This is a genomic window from Mucilaginibacter sp. HD30, assembly GCF_054061755.1.
The window spans coordinates 1,164,054-1,183,597 of sequence record NZ_JBSSEO010000001.1; the positions used below are offsets into that span (position 1 = coordinate 1,164,054).

Consider the following 19,544-nt stretch of genomic DNA (forward strand, 5'->3'; position numbering starts at 1 on the left):
CTATAAGATCTAAAGATTGCCCTGATACTAATAAACTAAAAAACCGATGAGCTTGCTCATCGGTTTTTTAATCCATGCTATTCCTTAAATGCTATAAATCAAGGTCTAATCGCGCATATTAATATACTGCAATGGTTGGCCGAAATCGTCTTTTCTGCATAAGGCAATAACGGCTTGCAAATCATCTATCTTTTTTGCCTGCACCCTTACCTGATCTTCCATAATTGATGCCTGAACTTTTAAGCCACTGTCCTTTATTTTTTTAACGATTTTTTTAGCCGCTTCTTTATCAATGCCTTCTTTTATTTGTATCTCCTTGCGGATCATATTACCTGATGCGTAATGCTCCTTACCAAAATCAAGCGCTTTGGGGTCAAGCTGCTGTTTAACCATACGGCTGATGATAGCATCCTGAATGGCTTTAACACGCATATCATTTTCGGTAACAATAGTTACCACATTGGTTTTCTTATCCAGCTCAATAGAGCTTTGCGATCCGTTAAAATCATAACGGTTCAATATTTCTTTTTTAGCAGTATTAATGGCGTTATCTAACGTTTGTCCGTCAATTTTGCTTACAATATCAAAAGTTGGCATAATGGTTTATTTAAACGCTGTAAAGATAATGTATATAAGCTTTCAATTGTTGAAAAATAGCAAAGTGTATATTAAACAAAACATTCAATATACCAATCTATTAATATTAAGTTAACAAATAAATAAGCAGCTTTGCATTTAATGCCCGTTGGCAGACAATGATTCTATGGATATTAAACATATACCTTTAGTTAACAGGGAAATAAGTTGGTTGTTTTTTAATGAGCGCGTTTTGCAGGAAGCTGCCGACCCGACTGTTCCGCTTATTGAAAGGATTAAATTTTTGGCGATATTTTCATCTAATCTTGACGAATTTTACCGTGTAAGGGTAGCAACGTTAACCAGGCTTACCAATCTTAACATAAAAGCCAAAGAGATATTAGGTTATAACCCAAAAAAGCTACTCAGTCAGATAAAAACTGTTGTTGTAAAGCAGGAGCGCAAGTTCCATAACCTTTATGAGAACATAATAATAAAGCAGCTTGCCGAAGAAAAGATATTCCTGCTGAATGACAAGCAGCTCAACGTTGCCCGTGGTATGTTCGTTAAAAATTACTTTCGCGAAAAGTTGCTGGCAATGCTTGTACCGGTTATGTTAGATAGCAGCAAGCCGTTGCCTGAGCTGCGCGACCGCGCTATTTACTTTTTTGTTAAACTGACCCATAACGGCAAGGTAAATTACGCCTTAATAGAGATCCCGGATAATCTTTCCAGATTCATAGTACTGCCAGACACAAATAACCTTAAGTTCATTATCTTGTTGGATGATGTTATAAGGTACAGTCTTGAGGACATATTTTTTATTTTTGAGCATGATTCCATAGAGGCATATTCCATACAATTAACCCGCGATGCAGAGCTTGATCTGGATAAGGTAGTTAGCGAGAAGTTTATTGATGCTTTATCTAAAAGTTTGGATAAGAGAAAAAAAGGTAGACCCATGCGTTTGCTGTATGATGCGGATATGCCTTTGGAAATGTTGAAACACCTTGTTGGTAAAATGGGGGTACATGGCGAAAGTCTTATCCCAGGCAACCGCTATCATAATTTTAAAGATTTTATCTCTTTCCCTAACGTGGGCAGGCCCGAACTGGAATATGTAAAATACCCGCCACTGCCATTGGATGGATTAACGTTTGATAAAAGCCTGATTGCAATGATTGCCAAGCGCGATTATTTGATCAACACGCCTTACCAGATGTATGATTATGTGATACATTTTTTGCGCGAGGCTGCCATTGATCCAATGGTTAAAGAGATCAACATAGCCGTATATCGCCTTGCCGAAAACTCAAGGATAATGCACGCACTGATTAACGCGGCTAAAAATGGAAAAAAAGTAAATTGCCTGGTAGAGCTTCGCGCCCGTTTTGATGAGCGGAACAATATAGCCTGGAGCCGTAAGCTGGAAGAAGAGGGTGTTAATGTAATTTACGGTTTTGATGGATACAAAGTACATTCAAAAATATGCTTGGTAGGCCGCACAGAGAAAGATAAAACTGTGTACTACGCTTGCCTTTCAACCGGCAACTATAACGAAAAAACGGCCCGCATTTATGCGGATCATACGCTGCTTACGGCCAACAAGAAAATTACTGCTGATATGGCGGATGTTTTTAAAGCGCTTAATAAAGGCATTTTACCAAAAGGTTTAAAACATTTAATAGTATCGCCGATTGATTCGAGACCGGCTATATACAAGCTTATAGACAATGAGATAAAGCAGGCCAAAGCTAAAAAGCCGGCTTATATGATATTAAAAATGAACAGCCTTGCTGATGAGCAGTTAATAACCAAGTTGTATCAGGCAAGTAATGCGGGTGTTAAAATCAAAATGATTGTGCGCGGTATGTGTTGTTTAGTGCCCGGCGTAAAAAACTACAGCGAGAACATTGAGGTGGTAAGCATTGTTGATAAATATCTGGAACATGCGCGCGTACACATTTTCTGCAACAAGGGCGATGAGCTTATTTACCTTACATCTGCTGATTTTATGAGCAGAAACATTGACAGCAGGGTTGAAGTGGGTTTCCCGATATACGATAAGGCTGTTAAAAAAGAGATACGTGATATAATTGATATTCAGTTGGCTGATAATACCAAGGCGCGCGAAATCAACAGCCACAACAGTAATAAATACCATAAAACCCGGTCAGAAATTCCGTGCCGGGCACAAATAGACATCTACAATTATTTGAAATTTAAAAACACAGCAAGTTGAGATACGCAGCAATTGACATAGGTTCAAACGCAGTAAGAATGCTTATTGCAGATATTATAGAAAACAACGAGTCTGTTTCGTTTAAAAAGACCACGCTTATCCGTGTGCCACTGCGCTTAGGCGATGATGCGTTTTTAAACAAGCACTTGTCTGATAAAAAGGCCGACGACCTTGTTAAAACCATGCATGCGTTTCGCAGCCTGATGGACGTATACAAGGTTGTAGATTACCGCGCCTGTGCAACTTCTGCCATGCGCGAGGCAAAAAATGGCGCCGAGGTAGTAAAACGTATTAAGGAAGAGGCAGACCTGGACCTTGAAATTATACATGGCGAGGTAGAGGCGAAAATAATTTATGCCAGCCATGCCGAGCAAGAAATAGACAAAACTAAAAATTACTTATATATTGACGTTGGCGGTGGTAGTACGGAATTGTCACTATTTTCGGCGGGCACGCTGGTGGCATCGCGGTCTTTTAATATTGGTACCATTCGCATATTAGATAATCAGGACACGGAAGAGACCTGGAACGACATGCGCGAATTTTTGCGCGAACATACCCGCCATCATAAATCAATATCTGGCATTGGCACCGGTGGTAATATTAACAAGCTTTACCGCTTGTCTGATGAGAAAGATAAACAGCCGCTAAGCTTTGCCAAATTAAAGGCACTTTATAATTATCTGGAGTCGTTTTCGCTTAAGGATCGCATTAATGTTTTGGGTCTTACACAAGATAGGGCAGACGTAATTATTCCGGCGAGCGAGATATATCTGGCCGTTATGAAATGGGGTGGCATAAAGCATATTTATGTGCCAAGCGTTGGTATGGTTGACGGTATAATACAGACACTTATAGATAAGAACTTACCTGAACGTTAAATTAATTTTTAATTATTGTTATTAAATTAATAAAAACTCTTATTATATTTGTGTTGCCCTTCTAAAGGGCATGTTTTTCATAGGTAGATGTGGGGTCGGGTACTTGTATTCGACCCTTTTTTATGCCCCTAACTTTCGCCATCTTTGCCACAATATTCTTTAACGGTTATGAAAAAAAAGCTTGTAGTTGCAGTTACCGGCGCAAGCGGATCTGTTTATGCTGATCTGCTTTTTAAAAAATTGGCACAATTAAGTGAGCAAATACAAGAGGTGGCTGTGGTTATGAGCGATAACGCCAAGCAGGTGTGGCGGTTTGAGTTGGATAACGATGGCTACGAAAATCTACCGTATAATTTTTATAGTAAGAGCGATTTTATGGCCCCCTTCGCATCGGGTTCTGCAAAATTTGATACCATGATCATCATTCCCTGCTCTATGGGAACATTAGGCCGCATCGCCGCAGGAACATCAGATGATCTGATAGCCCGCGCTGCTGATGTGATACTTAAGGAGCGAAGGAAATTGATATTGGTGGCTCGCGACACACCCTTAAGTCTCATCCACATAAAAAACATGCTTACGGTAACAGAAGCTGGAGGCATTATTTGTCCGGCTATGCCATCTTTTTATAGCAAACCTCAAACTATCAGGGATGTTGCCGCAACGGTTGTAGACAGGGTAATAGACCTTGCAGGCTTACAGAACCAAAGTTATCGTTGGGGCGAGTAGCTGTTACGCGATAAACCTTACCGCACTTATGTTATTCTGAATATTGGCGGCTATCTTCTCTACCAGATCGTATTCCAAAAAGGGTTTTACTATTACGTCATTCGCCCCGCCTTTTATGTATTTGTCTCTGTCCTCTTTTAAAACATTGGCAGTAAGTGCCATTAGCAGCGTATTTGCTTTTGATGCGTCGTTATGAGTGCGAATGTATTCCATCAATTGCAGTCCGTCAAACTCCGGCATCTCAATGTCAGTTAAAACAATGTCGTAGTCATTTCGATCTATCAACCTTGCAGCTTCCAACCCGTTGTAGGCTTCATCATAAGTTATTTTCCATTTTTTCAAAATGGTTGTGGCCAGCAATACGTTAAAACGGTTATCATCCACTATAAGCGCATGTTTACCCGCTACTATTTCTGCCATCAGGTCTGAGCTGAGTACGGCATCAACAGACCCACATTCATTTTCAGTTACGGTTAAAGGTAATTCAAAACTAAAAATGGAACCTACGCCGGGCGTGCTGCTTACTTTGATAGTACCACCCTGTAACTCTATTATCTTTTTGCAAATGGCCAAACCTAAGCCCGTGCCTTTATGGCGGGTAACTTTTTGGGCTTTTTCTACCTGCGAGAACTCTTCGAATATGTGCGGCAAGTCATCTTTATCAATTCCTAAACCTGTATCAACAACCCTAACTTTTAACTTTAGGTTGTTAAGATTAGTTTGATCTATATCGGCGTACAAACTAACCTTTCCTTTAACTGTAAACTTAATTGCATTACCCATCAAATTCATTATTACTTGCTTTAGGCGGGTTTTATCACCATCGCAGCAAAAATTACCAGGAATGTTGTTGAAATTTTCAAGCGCTAGGCCTTTCTTTTTTGCATGAATGTGCATGGTGGTACATATATCCTCAACAGCATTGCCGGGGAAAAAGGGCTGACTATCAAAGTTCATTTTGCCTGTTTCGTATTTAGAGAAATCTAATATCTCATTTACAAGGTCCAACAACATTTCAGACGAGTTGCGGATAGCAACAACCTGTTGTTTTTGTGTCCCCGTCAGGTCGCTTTTAGCCAATTGTTCAGAGAAACCGATAACGGAGTTAAGCGGTGTACGGATCTCATGACTCATACCTGCCAAAAAATTACTTTTCGCTTGAGCATATTCCTCTGCCTTTTCACTATATTCAATTATCAGCTGCTCGTTCCTGAATATTTTCCAGATGTTATAAAAAACCAGAGTTAATAAAAAAATCACGAAGGCGAAGTTTACTACGGATACTTTTTTAAACTCCCAAAAAATGCTTGCTAAATTTTTCTGTAGAAAATTTTTACTGTTTTCAGCGTAAGATACCTCTGCTGACCGGTAGCTTGTTAAGCCTGTAATTATTTGTTCGGTTAGATGATTGTTCAACAGCAGCAATTGTTCTTCTTTATCCCGTAGCTTATCATTGACAGAATTTAGGCTATTTGAGTAGGCTTTATATGCGCTGTTATGATGCGCCACAGCGGCTTTGTTAACTATTTGTTTATAAACAATGGTATCTCTTTTAATAATGACCTCCTTTTCTGCAGGTACTGTGCCATCGTTTTTATCGGCGTCTTTTAATCTGTTTTTAGGATTTAAAGACGAAATCAGTTTCCCTAAAAATCTTTTATTTGAGCGGTCAGATCCTGCAGAACCAGCAAGTTGTTCAGGCTGGGCAACCCTGACAGTGTCAAAACCAACTGTGTGTTGCACCTTTACGGCGGGTTTTTCCATTTGCTTTTGAATCTGATCAAATGATCTGACTATAGTTTTTGAATTATTGATAAGGCTATCATTTAGCAATTTTAGCGTAACGTACTCACTACTCCTGGCTTTTTTCTGTTTAATAAGCTCTTTCAGTTTTTTAGCCGAAGCCTTATTTTCCTTCTGATTGGCCACAGCTGAACTTATTTTGTTGCTTATAGTTAATACTTCCCCGATTTCCCTGGATGAACGCGTCAAATATCCTTTATCTCCTGTAACAGTGTAAAGTCGGGTATAATTATCGGCACTGTTCAGTTTAATAATGCAACTGTCAATAAGTGCAGCGTTTTCGCGTGCCGAAATAAGTTTATCTATATTGTTCTTTAATACGTCAGCCTTTTGGTAGTGTAGCAGCAAATATTCCGTGCTTACAAAGAGCACAATAAATAATAGTACTACAAGGCCGTACCTTAATACGGGAATTTTTTGCTTGATAAGGGGAGTCATAAGTAAGGTTTGTTATTCGCAAGGGGTATTATATTTACAGATGTAACACCATACTGACTTAAAAGTTCGCAAAAAAAACATTCGCCATGGTTGTAGGGCTTGTGGCTTAACGATTTACTGCGATATCCATGCGTTTTGATTGCTCAATCCCTGATTAACGGATTTTTATGGTCGATTTAAAAAGTTTATCTTTGCAGATTGAAAATGAACAAAAAAGTTGCTTTTTATACATTGGGCTGCAAACTCAATTATTCCGAGACGTCAACCATCGGTCGATTGTTTAACCAAGCTGGTTTTGATACGGTAGATTTTACGGATACACCTGATGTGTATGTTATCAACACCTGTTCTGTAACAGACAATGCCGATAAGAAATGCAAAAAGGTTGTAAAAGAGGCGCTTAAAATATCGCCTAACGCATACGTTACCATAGTTGGCTGTTATGCGCAGCTTAAGCCTAAGGAGATTGCAGAAATACCGGGCGTTGATATGGTTTTGGGTGCCGCCGAAAAATTTCTTATAGTTGATCATATCACCGACCTTGCCAAGAAAGAAAAGGCGGTGGTTCTTAATCAACCGGTGTCTGAAGCGAATGAGTTTGTACCTGCTTTTTCCATCGGCGACCGCACACGTACTTTTTTGAAAGTTCAGGATGGTTGTGATTATTCATGTACTTTTTGCACTATCCCCTTGGCACGTGGAGCAAGCCGCAGCGATACAATTGAAAGTGTTTTACAACAAGCAGAAAGAATTGCTGCATCGGGTGTTCGCGAGATTGTACTGACTGGTGTAAATCTTGGCGACTTTGGTATAATTAAGGGGGAGCGCCAAAATAAATTCTTTGACCTGGTGCAGGCTCTGGATGAAGTAACGGGCATTGACCGCATTCGCATTTCGTCAATTGAACCTAATTTACTAACCGACGAAATAATTGAGTTTGTAGCTACATCAAAAAAGTTTGTACCACATTTTCATATACCGCTGCAATCAGGCTCAAATAAAATACTTGGTTTAATGCGCCGCCGTTATAAGCGAGAGTTATATGTGGATAGGGTAGAGAAGATAAAACAAGTAATGCCCGATTGCTGCATAGGAGTAGACGTAATTGTAGGCTTCCCGGGCGAAACCCGTGAGGATTTTATTGATACTTATAATTTTCTTAATGAACTTGATGTATCTTATCTCCACGTATTTACTTATTCGGAACGAGAAAATACGCTTGCTGCCGAAATGAATGGAGTTGTTCCGGGTTCAGCCCGCGCCGATAGGAGCAAAATGCTGCATATTCTTTCTGATAAAAAGCGCCGCGCATTTTATGAGGGTCAGTTAGGCAAAACCGCTGAGGTATTGTTTGAAGGCGACGTTAAGGAAGGCTATATGCACGGCTTTACCCGCAATTATGTGAAGGTTAAAACCAAGTTTGATCCGGTACTTGTTAACGAATTAAAAACCATCCAATTAACACAAATCTCACCCGACGGTGATGTTGAAATAACCGAAAGCGAAGAAATTTTAGTGCATTAAAGCTATATTCGCTTCAAATATAAACCTATGTTTCCAAGCCTGAGTTCGCTTATTGAATACCTTTTTGGTTGGAATATCGTCCTGCCTATACAAACATTCGGCTTTTTTGTCGCTCTTGCTTTTTTGGCGGGTTACCAGGCTTTTTTATCAGAATTTAAGCGGAAAGAAAAGCTGGGGCAGGTCCATACGTTTGAAAGGGAGGTAACCATAGGCGAAAAAGCATCTCCGCTTGAACTGGCAGGTAACGCCGTATTCGGTTTTGTATTTGGCTTTAAGGTAGTTGATATGGTGCTGAACTACCGCGCTTTTGTTGACGATACACAGGGTTTCATCTTGTCAACGCGCGGCAATTTGTTAGGCGGAATTGCAGCGGCAGCAATATTTGTTTATTGGGCCTATGCCGAAAATAAAAAGCAGATTTTAGCTAAGCCGGTAACAAAGAAAGTAAAAGCGCATCCTCACGAAATAATGGGCTCTCTGTTACTCTGGGCAGCTGTATTTGGTTTTGCCGGCGCAAAATTATTTAACGCTTTAGAGAACTGGGATGACTTTATGAACGACCCGGTAGGGATGTTGATAGGCTTTGAGGGGCTTACTTTTTATGGCGGGTTAATATGCGGTGGAGCCGCAGTGCTTTACGTTGCCAATAAACACGGTGTACATTGGCGCACCATGCTGGATATTGGCGGCCCGGGGATGATGTTAGCATATGCTGTTGGTAGGATAGGCTGCCAGATGGCAGGTGACGGTGATTGGGGAATATCAAACACTCATCCAAAGCCAGGCTGGTTAAGCTGGGCGCCAGATTGGATGTGGGCTTTTAAATACCCCCATAATGTAAGCCACATGGATTATGACAATCCAATACCGGCTTGCGTTGGCAAATTCTGTAACGAACTGAAATTACCTGCTTACCCTACACCGTTTTACGAATGTGTGGTATGCTTGCTTTTATTTGCTTTTTTATGGAGCATACGGCATCGCATAAAACTACCAGGCGTAATGTTCGGCATCTATTTAATTTTAAATGGCGTAGAGCGTTTTTTAATTGAACGTATTCGTGTAAACACAAAATATCACCTGTTTGGTATACCTTTTACCCAGGCTGAATTAATATCGCTTTGTTTGGTTATGTTAGGAATTGCCCTTATTGTAACAGCAAAAAGTAAGAAAACGTCACCCGCGGTTAAGCATGGCTAATGTAATTGCAGCAAATAAATTTCTAAAGAACCAGGTAGTAAGGTTTGTACTCTCTGCCGGAGCTGGTTTTTTGGTGGATATCTGCGCTTTCTATCTGTTTTACCACAATTTTTTTGAAAAGCCGGTTTACATCTTTTTAGGGTATGGGTTTAATAACTATAAATTATCATTAGGCGTTTCATTTTTTATGGGCGTAATAGTTAATTTTTTAATTACACGATATTTTGTTTTTAATCAATCGGCATCAACTCCTGCAAAGCAGTTTTTACGCTTCTCTGCTGTAGCCGTAATTGGTTTTTTTGCCAACCTGGCCCTGCTTGATTTTTTTGTTCAAACAGTGGGTATGTATCCCCCTGTAGCACGTATAACAGCAGCTTTAAACTTGTTTTTTGCAAGCTTTTTTGTACATAAAGTTTTCTCATTTAGTCTATCCCTACGTCACCATGCATCTGGAAGAAATAACAGCGAAAGTAATTGAGGTTGCCAAACAAGCCGGAGCATTCATACTAGAGGAACGTAAAACTTTCGCCGCCGAAAAAATAGAGTACAAAGGCCTGAATGACCTGGTATCGTACGTAGATAAAACTGCGGAGGAGATGATTGTGAAAGGCCTTGAAAGTGTAATATCCGAAGCCGGTTTTATTACCGAGGAGCAAACCACCACCAAATTAGGCGAGCGTTACAACTGGATAATTGATCCGTTGGATGGCACAACCAATTTTATACATGGCTTGCCCGTATTTTCTGTAAGTATTGCACTTAAAGAATATGATGAGTTGGTAGCAGGGGTGGTTTACGAGGTGAATCTTGATGAGTGCTTTTACGCCTGCAAAGGTGCCCCGGCTTATTTAAACGGCAAAGAAATTAAGGTTAGCAGCGCTGCAACCATTGGCGACAGCCTGCTGGCTACCGGTTTCCCTTATTATGATTTTAATAAGCAGCAGCAATATATAGCCTTATTTACCCACTTAATGAAAAGCTGTCATGGCCTGCGCAGATTAGGATCGGCAGCGGTTGATCTGGCTTACACAGCCTGTGGCAGGTTTGATGCCTACTATGAGTATAACTTAAATCCGTGGGACGTAGCTGCCGGAATTGTAATTGTGCGACAGGCCGGTGGCCACGTGGTTAACTATAGCGGCGGTGATGAAATATTAAATTCAAGGGAATTGCTGGCTACAAATGGTAAGCTGACAGGGGAGATGCTGGAGGCTATAAATACTTACTTTAAAGATTAAAGAATGAAGATTAAAGATTGGTGGATTTGCTTACTAATCTTTAACCTTCAATAACCAATCTTCAACTACAATGCTTCCGATACTACTTCAGTAACTTCTGGTACCATACGTTTAAGCAAATTCTCAATGCCTGACTTAAGCGTAACCGTTGACGATGGGCAGCCACTGCATGACCCGCGAAGCTCTACAGTTACAACACCCTCGTTAAATGAACGGTAAGTTATAGCACCGCCATCCTGCTCAACAGCCGGGCGAACGTAATCATTTAATATTTGTTGTATTTTGATCTCTGTATCAGTCCCTTCAAATGCAACTTCGTCCTGCTCTTCTAACTGAACTTTATATTCAGATTCTACAGCGCCTTTTACAAATTCTTTTAGTATCGGCTCAATATCGTTCCATTCAGCATCCTCAGTTTTTGTTACCGTAACAAAGTTACTTGCAAAGAATACACCGTTAACAAACGAGAATTTATACAACTCTTTAGCAAAGGGCGATTTCTCGGCGCTTTCTTTAGTTGCATAGTCAACACTGCCGTTTATCAGCAACTTGTTAACTATAAACTTCATGGTTGCCGGGTTCGGGGTGCTTTCGGTATATACGTTGATGGTCATTTCTATTCTTATTTAAATTGAATAAACAAAGTTAAACAGGTTTTTCAATTAAAACACCATGTTAACTGCTTTTGACTGATAGATGACGGGAGGATGTGCAAACGTGCGGATGTGTAGATATGCAAATGAGTGCATGTGCAGATATAAATTGCCAATAGCATCTGCACATTTACATATCTTCTCATCACTAAACTCCGGTATAGTTAGCCGGGCTAATTTTCTTTATCTCTTCCTTAATAACGTCAGCAACCTGCAGTGTTTCTACAAACTCAGCAATCGTATCAGCGTTTACGTGTGTATTAGTGCGGGTAAGTTCTTTTAGCGCTTCGTAAGGGTTAGGATAGCCTTCTCTACGTAAAATAGTTTGTATTGCTTCAGCAACCACGGCCCAGTTAGCATCAAGGTGGCTATTTATAACAGCCTCGTTAAGCAGCAGTTTATTTAAGCCTTTTATTGTTGATTTTATAGCGATAAGCGTATGCGATACCGGTACACCAACGTTACGTAAAACGGTTGAATCAGTAAGGTCGCGTTGCAAACGAGAGATAGGCAATTTGGCCGCCAGGTGTTCAAAGAGGGCATTGGCAATACCTAAGTTACCTTCAGAGTTTTCAAAATCTATCGGGTTTACCTTATGCGGCATGGCTGATGACCCTATTTCTCCCGCTTTTATCTTCTGCTTAAAGTAATTCATGGAGATATAGGTCCATATATCCCTGTCCAAATCAATTAATATATTATTTATGCGTTTTAATGCATCGCATTGAGCCGCAAAGTTATCATAGTGCTCTATTTGCGTAGTAGCTTGTGAGCGGCTAAGACCCAGTGTGTCGTTTACAAAACTATTGCCAAAATCAACCCAATTAATGGCAGGGTAGGCAATAACGTGCGCGTTAAAGTTACCGGTGGCACCGCCAAATTTGGCAGCATGAGGTACTTGTTTTAGTTGCGCCAGCTGCTTTTCAATCCGCTCAACAAAAACCTGTAACTCTTTACCCAGGCGGGTAGGCGATGCAGGTTGCCCGTGCGTGTGAGCCAGCATTGGAATATTAGCCCAATCGGCTGCGTATTTTTTAAGAATAGTTATTAACTCACCAAGTGCCGGATAGTAAACATCATCAAGCGCCAGTTTAAATGAATAAGGGACAGCTGTATTATTTATGTCTTGCGATGTTAAGCCAAAGTGTATAAACTCTTTGTAGGCCTGTAAGTCAAGCTCATCAAACTTTTGTTTTATGAAGTACTCAACTGCCTTTACATCGTGGTTAGTGATTTTTTCAATGTCCTTAATGTTTTGCGCCTCTGCTTCGGTAAAGTTTTGGTAAATGCCTCGTAACTTATTTGCTGCGCTTTTATCTAAACTTAGTAATTGGGGCAGTGGGTGCTGGTATAAAGCTATAAAGTACTCAATTTCAACAAATACGCGGTATTTGATCAGTGCAAATTCCGAAAAATAAGCGGCTAATGATGCAGTTGTATTCCGGTAGCGTCCGTCAATAGGTGATATGGCTGAAAGTGCGGTAAGATCCATTTAGTGTAGTCTGAAATTTTCTGCAAAGGTAATCATTTTGGGCTGAAATTTACTTTTTGACCGCGTGCTGACATTAGTGGATAAATATTTCTATTTGGAAACTTTAAAATCTAAAAATGTTTCCATAGTTTTGACCAATTAATTCAATGGTTCAAATAGAAAGAATAATTCAAGGCGGCGAGGACCTGTTTTTAAAGGCAGGAATTAAAAGCGTTACGATGGATGATATAGCCAAACATATGGGTATGTCAAAAAAAACAATCTATCAGTTTTTTAAAGACAAGAACGAACTTGTGATTGCCCTGGTAAAAAGAAAACTTCACGAAGACGAATGCCAGATTAAGGATATCATAAGTAAGTCAAGCAATGTGATAGATGAAATGATCAATATGATGAAATGCTCTGAAGAGGTTTTTTCGCGTATTAATCCTATTGTGATCCACGATATGCAGAAATATCATCCAGAAGCTTGGGAAATATTCCAAAATTTTAAAGCAGATGTGATAATACATACGTTGGAAGAGTTGCTGATAAAAGGTATAAATCAAGGTTATATACGTCCTGAAATTGACGTGAAAATAATGGCCCGCATGCGGGTTAATCAGGTGGAAATGGGCTTCAATACAAAACTCTTTCCATTGGCCGAGTTTAATCCATGGAAAGTGCAAAGCCAGTTTTTAGAGCATTTTAATTACGGTATTTGTACGCTAAAAGGTTATAAGCTATTAAATCAATACAAAAATATTAATGATGAATAAACACTGCTGACATACCGTTGTCATCTGCCGGTGCTTATTTTGTAAACGAAAACCAACACACAATATATATACATGAAACATATCCTAATAATTACATCGTTCTTCTGCGCCATAACCCTCACGGGCTTTGCGCAGCAGGCACCTGCATCGCACAGTTTTTCGCTCGCGGATGCTATTACATACGCCTATGAGCACCAGGACTCGGTAAAAAATGCCCAGCTTGATGTACAAAGCGCTGATTATAAAGTAAAGGAAACAATTGGAACAGGTTTGCCGCAGATAAACGGCTCTGTTACTTTTCAGGATTATATCAAAACTCCTGTTTCTGTTGCTCCGGCTGGCGTTTTCACAGGAAATCCAAATTTTAACGACCCCTTAGTAGCCCTTCCATTTGGTCCGATAAAATATAACAACACTTACGCCTTGCAAATGAACCAATTGCTATTCAGCGGCACTTTCATAGTAGGCTTGCAAGCAGTTAAAACGTTTCGTGAACTGTCTGAGAGAAACATGGTACGCTCAAAAATTCAAACCAATGCAAATGTTACTAAAGCTTACTACCAGGTTTTGGTAAGCGGAGAACAGGTGAAGTTGCTTGATGCTAATATCGCTCAATTAAAACAGCAATTTGACCAGACTGTGCAACGTAACAAGCAAGGTTTTGTTGAGAAAATTGATGTAGACCGTTTAGATGTACAGTATAACAACCTGATAACCAACAGAGAAAATGTTGTGAGAACATTAGTGTTATCTAACCAAATGCTAAAATTTCAAATGGGAATGCCAATTGAAGAAGATCTTGCCTTAACTGATAGACTTGAGGATATTAACATAAACCAGCAAGTAGGGCAAAACGCTGTTGATACAGGGTTCTATAATAACAGAATAGAATATAAATTGCTGCAAACCAACATCACCCTTAATGAATTAGAAGTTAAAAGCAAAAAAGCTGAGTTTTTACCAACGTTATCATTTAATGCAGGTTTGGGCGGCGTATTCCAAGAGAATCACACCAGATTTTTATATAATAACATCTATTACAACAGTTTTATAGGTTTAAGCTTAAACGTTCCAATTTTTAGCGGGGGGCAACGCGTAGCTCGATTACGTCAGTCGCAAATAACTGTTTTAAAATCAAAAAATGATCTGGTTAATGCTGCAAACGGATTTAAGCTACAGGCAAATGCTGCTAACATAACTTATTTAAATAGTTTGCAATCGCTTAATAACCAAAAACGTAGCCGCACATTGGCGCAGGAAGTGTTAAGGGTTTCAAAAATAAAATACGAACAGGGTGTAGGCTCCAGCGTAGAAGTTACCCAAGCGCAAACAGAACTGGAAAACGCCGACAACCAATATATACAGGCTTTATATACAGCACTAATAAGCAAAGTCGACGCGGATAAAGCTTACGCACGTCTTAATTAAACTAAACTCACATTATACAATCATAAAAATGAAAAAACTTATATACATACCCGCCTTATTGCTTTTAGCCGCATGCTCAAAGCCTAAAGATAAAAAAGCTGAATTAGCTGACCTAAAAAAACAGCAGTCTGAGCTTAACGAGAAAATAGCCAAGTTACAATCAGAGATGGGTGCTACCGATTCTGTAAAAACATTGGATGTTTCAGTATACAAAATTGAGACAGGCAGCTTTAGCAACTATGTTGAAGTGCAAGGCAAAATTGACGCAGAAGAAAATGTTACTGCATACCCACAGGCCCAAGGTACAATTACAGCTATTTATGTAAAAGCCGGGCAACGTGTTAGCAAAGGGCAAATACTTGTTCAATTAGATAACAGTGTTTTAAAACAACAATTAGCGCAAGGTGAAGCCCAGGTTGAATTGATGACTACACTCTATGAGCGTCAGAAAAATCTTTGGGATCAAAAAATTGGTACCGAAGTGCAATTTTTACAGGCCAAAACAAACTTGCAAAGCACCCAAAAACAACAGGATGCCCTTAAACAACAGTCTGCGTTTTACAGCATCAAATCCCCTATCAACGGTACCGTTGAAACGATGGACCTTAAGTTAGGTCAGGTTGCTGGCCCCGGAGTTACTGGTATTAATATTGTTAACGATAACAGCCTTAAAATAAAAGCCAACGTTCCCGAATCATATGCTGCAAGCGTACGTGTAGGTAATACCGTTAAAGTTGTGGTACCTGATGCAAAAGATTCTGTAACAGCCACCATAAACTTTGCAGCAAAAGCAATTGATCCTGTTTCGCGGAGTTTCCCTGTCGAGGTTAAATTACCATCACGCGCAACATTACGCCCCAACATGACGGCGGTACTTCGAATTGCAGACTACACTAATAAAAATGCTATTACCGTACCAGTTAAGGCGGTTCAGCAATCAGAATCAGGCGATTATGTGTACATCAATGTTAACGGTATGGCTAAACGCGCGCCAATAAAACAAGGTGCAATTTCTGGTGGCTCAGTAGAGGTAACCTCAGGATTAAAAGCGGGCGATCAGGTTATAGTAGATGGCGTTGCTGATGTGGATGAGGGTGATAAAGTGCGCGTATTGCAAGGTGTAAAATAAATGGCGATTTAAACTAATCACTTCATGAAAGATTTGCAAAAAGAGTTTGGCCCCTCAAGTTGGGCCATAGATAATAAAACGGCTATATATGCATTTATTGTGCTTCTTACCATATTAGGTTTGGTAAGCTATAACAATTTGCCAAAGGAGAATTTTCCGGATATAGCACAGTCAAAGGTATTTGTTACAACGCAATACTTGGGGCAATCGCCTCAAAACATTGAAATATTGGTTACCCGTCAGATAGAAAAGAGATTAAAATCTCTTAAAGGCTTAAAAAAGGTAACATCCAACTCTTATGATAACGTATCTATCATAACTGCCGAGTTTAACGGTAACATATTGATAAAAGATGCTAAGGATGATGTTAAGGAAGCAGTTGATAAGGCTAAGCCGGATCTGCCGCAAAACGACAACAACCTTAAAGAGCCAACGGTATCTGATATTAACGTAGCCGACCTACCTATCCTTTATGTTAATATATCCGGTAATTATGACCTGAAGAAACTGAAGGAATACGCCGATAATCTGAAAGATGCTATTGAAAGCATGAAAGAGATATCTAAAGTAGATATGGTAGGCGCATTGAAACCGGAGATTCAGATCAATGTTGATTTGAATAAAATGGGCGCTGCACAGGTAAGCTATACCGACATAGTAAATGCTGTGGGTTACGAAAACATAATCATGTCTGCCGGTGGTTTGCGTGTTGATGGTGTTCGCCGTAGTGTTGATATCCGCCAGGATTTCAAAAGTGCTGATGAAGTAGCTGATATGGTTATACGTAACCCAAGCGGTAAAGCGGTGTACTTACGTGATATTGCCGATGTAAAAGATGCTTTCCACGAGCAGGAGAGCTACGCACGTATGAAAACCAAGGGTGATAAAGTTTTTAAAAACGTTATCACCCTGAATGTAAGTAAACGTACCGGCGAAAACCTGATAGGCGCATCGGATAAAATCTTTGCGTTAATAAAAGCTAAACAAGCTAATGAGTTCCCCAAAGGCTTAGACGTTACTGTTACCGGTGACCAAAGCGATAAAACACGGACAACAGTTGATGACCTTATAAATACCATCATAATTGGTTTCGTTTTGGTAACCATCATTCTGATGTTCTTTATGGGCACTACCAACGCTTTGTTTGTTGCTTTGTCTGTACCATTATCTTGCTTTATAGCGTTTTTGGTGATGCCAGCTATTGGCTTTACGTTAAACATGATTGTGCTGTTCTCGTTCCTGTTAGCGCTGGGTATTGTGGTGGATGATGCTATTGTAGTAATTGAAAACACGCACCGGATATTTGATAACGGTAAGGTGCCTATTAAGCAAGCAGCTAAAATGGCTGCAGGTGAGGTATTCCTTCCGGTGTTTTCTGGTACCATGACCACCCTTGCACCCTTTGTGCCATTGGCATTTTGGAACAGCCTTATAGGTAAGTTTATGTTCTTTTTGCCAATAACATTAATAATTACTTTATTGGCCTCTTTAGTAGTTGCATATATATTCAACCCGGTTTTCGCAGTTGATTTTATGAAACCACATATTAAAGGCGAGCATGACAATCCTAAATTTGATAAGGCTACCAGAAAAGTAATGATAGGGTTTGGAATTGTTGCCGTTATAGCTTATCTGGTAAGTTTTGGTGTAGGTAATTTTGTGGTTTTAGCGGCAGTATTGTATCTGCTAAATCATTTTGTATTTGTACACTGGATAGATTCTTTTCAAAACAAAGTCTGGCCTAAAATTCAAACTGCCTATGCAAATCTGCTTGAAAGAGCGGTTAAGGTTCCGGGATGGATTTTATTAGGCACCATTGGTCTGTTTATTTTTAGTATTTTCTTTATGGTTGCACGCAGCCCTAAAGTAGAGTTCTTTCCGCAAGCTGATCCTAACTTTGCGTTTGTTTATATAACATTGCCTAAGGGTACAGATCAGGCTTATACCAATCAGGTTACAGAAGTTTTAGAAAAACGCGTTGCTAAAGCTGTTGAGCCGGATAAGGATGTTGTTTCTTCAATTATATCTAATGTAACTGTGAGTGTTACAGACCCGCAAGACGAGGATCAGGGTAATTATCCAAACAAAGCTAAAATAGCTGTGGCCTTTGTTAAGTTCGGTGAGCGGAATGGCAAAGACACAAGGGCAATTATGCTAAGAATCCGTAAAGCGGTAACAGGCGTTATACCAGGTGTTAAGATATCGGTTGACCAGGAAAGCGGCGGCCCGCCAACGCAGAAAGATATCAGTATTGAAATTGCCGGTGATAATCTGGATTCATTAGTGAAAGCAGCCAATAACCTGAAGAAGTTTATAGACAAACAAAACATAGGGGGTATTGAGGAACTTACAGCAGATGTTCAGGACGATAAGCCTCAGATAGTATTTGATATTGACAGGGAACGTGCCAATCGCGAAGGCGTAAGCAGTGCCCAGATAAGTCAGGCATTGGCTACTACATTGTATGGTTTTAAAGCTGCAGATTTCAGAAATACTACTGAAGAAGATTATGAGATCAATGTCCGCGGTAAAGAAGATCAGCGTTATGATCTGGATGCGATACGCAACCTTAAAATAACCTACCGGGATATGGCTACTGGCGGCGCGGTGAGGCAGGTACCTATTTCTGCTTTCAGCGATATCCGGTATGCTAATACTTACAGTAACATTAAGCACAAGCAACAGATCCGTGTTATCACCTTAGGATCAAACGTATTAAAAACAGGAGGTTTTAATGCGAATGATGTAAATGCTGAAATAGCACAGGTGTTAACTGATTTTAAAACGCCTGAGGGCATTACACTCCGCATGGGTGGGGGCCAGGAGGATCAAACTGAAGCAGCTGTGTTCCTTTTATCTGCTTTAGGCGTGTCATTTATGCTGATTCTTATCATCCTGATGATGCAGTTTAACTCAATTGGTAAAACCTTTATCATCATCAGCGAGATCTTGTTTAGTATAATAGGCGTGCTTTTGGGGGTAAGTATTTTCGGAATGACTTTCTCTGTATTAATGACAGGTATTGGTATAGTGGCGTTGGCAGGCGTAGTTGTTCGTAACGGTATTTTGTTAGTTGAGTTTACCGATCTGCTAATGGAGCAAGGCCAGAATTTGCATGATGCAGTTGTAGAAGCAGGGCGTACACGTATGACCCCGGTTATACTAACAGCCCTCGCAGCTATATTAGGTTTAATACCCTTGGCTGTTGGTTTCAATATTGATTTTGTGGGCTTGTTTACATCATTTAAACCACACATCCACTTCGGTGGTGACAACGTTGCATTCTGGGGCCCATTATCATGGACAATGATATTTGGTTTGGGTTTTGCTACCATTATAACGTTGATATTGGTACCATGTATGTACATTTTGCATTATAATTTAAAGCAACGCTTTTCTGGCAAAAAGAACGCAGAGAAACTTGAGTTAAAGACTGTTTAATACATCTGATGT

The 19,544-nt window shown here is 39.9% G+C and carries 15 protein-coding genes; 11 read left to right on the forward strand and 4 right to left on the reverse strand.

Annotation, left to right across the window (positions count from 1 at the left end):
• Window positions 1-105 precede the first annotated feature (105 nt).
• On the reverse strand, window positions 106-597 hold the full coding sequence (locus ACVW2L_RS05720) for a YajQ family cyclic di-GMP-binding protein (RefSeq protein ID WP_457126999.1): 492 nt from the start codon (window positions 595-597) through the stop codon (window positions 106-108).
• Between the two features lie 166 nt (window positions 598-763).
• On the opposite strand from ACVW2L_RS05720, the gene ppk1 reads away from it, so the two are divergent.
• The 3 genes from ppk1 to ACVW2L_RS05735 all read left to right on the forward strand — a co-directional run bounded on the left by ppk1 (window position 764) and on the right by ACVW2L_RS05735 (window position 4,428).
• The gene (gene ppk1 / locus ACVW2L_RS05725; RefSeq protein WP_457127000.1) at window positions 764-2,818 is read left to right on the forward strand and encodes a polyphosphate kinase 1; all 2,055 of its coding nucleotides are present in this window, start codon (window positions 764-766) and stop codon (window positions 2,816-2,818) included.
• Entirely contained in the window at window positions 2,815-3,699 is an 885-nt protein-coding gene (locus tag ACVW2L_RS05730) for a Ppx/GppA phosphatase family protein (RefSeq protein WP_457127001.1), read from the forward strand. The genes ppk1 and ACVW2L_RS05730 overlap by 4 nt, the downstream gene beginning before the upstream one ends.
• Before the next feature lie 168 nt (window positions 3,700-3,867).
• On the forward strand, window positions 3,868-4,428 hold the full coding sequence (locus ACVW2L_RS05735) for a UbiX family flavin prenyltransferase (protein ID WP_457127002.1): 561 nt from the start codon (window positions 3,868-3,870) through the stop codon (window positions 4,426-4,428).
• Between the two features lie 3 nt (window positions 4,429-4,431).
• Here ACVW2L_RS05735 and ACVW2L_RS05740 read toward each other — a convergent pair whose 3' ends face one another.
• Complete coding sequence (locus ACVW2L_RS05740; protein WP_457127003.1) at window positions 4,432-6,669, reverse strand: ATP-binding protein; 2,238 nt, start codon at window positions 6,667-6,669, stop codon at window positions 4,432-4,434.
• 204 nt (window positions 6,670-6,873) lie between these two features.
• Between ACVW2L_RS05740 and mtaB the strand changes: the two genes are divergently transcribed.
• The 4 genes from mtaB to ACVW2L_RS05760 are packed head-to-tail and all read left to right on the forward strand — an operon-like array spanning window position 6,874 to window position 10,631.
• Entirely contained in the window at window positions 6,874-8,193 is a 1,320-nt protein-coding gene (mtaB, locus tag ACVW2L_RS05745) for a tRNA (N(6)-L-threonylcarbamoyladenosine(37)-C(2))-methylthiotransferase MtaB (RefSeq protein WP_457127004.1), read from the forward strand.
• A 27-nt stretch (window positions 8,194-8,220) separates the two neighbouring features.
• Entirely contained in the window at window positions 8,221-9,393 is a 1,173-nt protein-coding gene (locus ACVW2L_RS05750; RefSeq protein ID WP_457127005.1) for a prolipoprotein diacylglyceryl transferase, read from the forward strand.
• Window positions 9,386-9,871: a GtrA family protein gene (locus ACVW2L_RS05755; protein WP_457127006.1), complete on the forward strand. Its 486-nt coding sequence runs from the start codon at window positions 9,386-9,388 to the stop codon at window positions 9,869-9,871. Before ACVW2L_RS05750 ends, ACVW2L_RS05755 begins: the two co-directional genes overlap by 8 nt.
• The gene (locus tag ACVW2L_RS05760) at window positions 9,837-10,631 is read left to right on the forward strand and encodes an inositol monophosphatase family protein (RefSeq protein ID WP_457127007.1); all 795 of its coding nucleotides are present in this window, start codon (window positions 9,837-9,839) and stop codon (window positions 10,629-10,631) included. Before ACVW2L_RS05755 ends, ACVW2L_RS05760 begins: the two co-directional genes overlap by 35 nt.
• 65 nt (window positions 10,632-10,696) lie before the next feature.
• On the opposite strand, the gene ACVW2L_RS05765 is transcribed toward ACVW2L_RS05760, so the two are convergent.
• Entirely contained in the window at window positions 10,697-11,245 is a 549-nt protein-coding gene (locus ACVW2L_RS05765) for a NifU family protein (protein WP_457127008.1), read from the reverse strand.
• Window positions 11,246-11,432: 187 nt separating this feature from the next.
• On the reverse strand, window positions 11,433-12,776 hold the full coding sequence (purB, locus tag ACVW2L_RS05770; RefSeq protein ID WP_457127009.1) for an adenylosuccinate lyase: 1,344 nt from the start codon (window positions 12,774-12,776) through the stop codon (window positions 11,433-11,435).
• A 146-nt stretch (window positions 12,777-12,922) separates the two neighbouring features.
• On the opposite strand from purB, the gene ACVW2L_RS05775 reads away from it, so the two are divergent.
• The 4 genes from ACVW2L_RS05775 (at window position 12,923) to ACVW2L_RS05790 (ending at window position 19,532) form a co-directional block, all read left to right on the forward strand.
• On the forward strand, window positions 12,923-13,534 hold the full coding sequence (locus ACVW2L_RS05775) for a TetR/AcrR family transcriptional regulator (RefSeq protein ID WP_457127010.1): 612 nt from the start codon (window positions 12,923-12,925) through the stop codon (window positions 13,532-13,534).
• 72 nt (window positions 13,535-13,606) lie between these two features.
• Entirely contained in the window at window positions 13,607-14,962 is a 1,356-nt protein-coding gene (locus tag ACVW2L_RS05780; RefSeq protein ID WP_457127011.1) for a TolC family protein, read from the forward strand.
• A gap of 28 nt (window positions 14,963-14,990) precedes the next feature.
• The gene (locus tag ACVW2L_RS05785; protein WP_457127012.1) at window positions 14,991-16,091 is read left to right on the forward strand and encodes an efflux RND transporter periplasmic adaptor subunit; all 1,101 of its coding nucleotides are present in this window, start codon (window positions 14,991-14,993) and stop codon (window positions 16,089-16,091) included.
• A gap of 24 nt (window positions 16,092-16,115) precedes the next feature.
• Window positions 16,116-19,532 carry an efflux RND transporter permease subunit gene (locus ACVW2L_RS05790; RefSeq protein ID WP_457127013.1) on the forward strand — a complete coding sequence of 1,139 codons (3,417 nt, stop codon included), beginning with the start codon at window positions 16,116-16,118 and terminating at the stop codon, window positions 19,530-19,532.
• Window positions 19,533-19,544 lie beyond the last annotated feature (12 nt).